Origin of the sequence: Fusobacterium sp. SYSU M8D902, assembly GCF_040199715.1 — a bacterium.
Taxonomy (GTDB): Bacteria; Fusobacteriota; Fusobacteriia; order Fusobacteriales; family Fusobacteriaceae; genus Fusobacterium_A.
The window spans coordinates 1-544 of record NZ_JBEFNA010000087.1 but is presented as its reverse complement, the minus strand read 5'-3'; the positions used below and the strand labels follow the sequence as shown (position 1 = coordinate 544).

The 544-nt window shown below is 39.5% G+C and carries 1 pseudogene; it reads left to right on the top strand.

Features of this window, described 5'->3' with window-relative positions:
• Window positions 1-507: pseudogene (locus ABNK64_RS11190) on the top strand (hypothetical protein); the annotation flags it as partial.
• Window positions 508-544: the final 37 nt, after the last annotated feature.

Here is a 544-nt window from a genome sequence, read left to right as displayed (position 1 = left end):
GATATGAAGAATCTTGACCTCACTCGAATGGAGAAGATGGAGGTGAAAGATATAGAAGGAACAGCTTATACTTTGATAGCCTATTCCAAGGCACTCAGGTGTAAAGTTAGACTTGTCATCTGGCAGATGCCGAATGGCAAGAAGAAACTATTCTTCTCTACAGACACCTCACTTTCGGGTGAAGAGGTACTTCTTTATTATAGAACCAGGTTCCAGATCGAATTTTGCTTTCGTGACGCCAAAGGCTATACTGGTCTTATGGACTGCCAGGCTCGCGATAAGTGGAAACTCGATTTTGCTTTCAATGCTTCGTTCACATCACTAAATGTTGCCAAGGTAACTATGAAGGAGATGGGAATGGAATATTCTATGTCTTCATTCAAGTCACTGATGACCAACATTTATCTAGTGAAACGAATTTTTAAAGCAAGTGGGTACACCCCGAACCGAACTTTAATTAGCAAGATTTTCAAAGATCTCTCGTGCTTACAGCGTATAGCTGCTTAGCACATTATTGAATTATTAACGAACTATTGAATATATA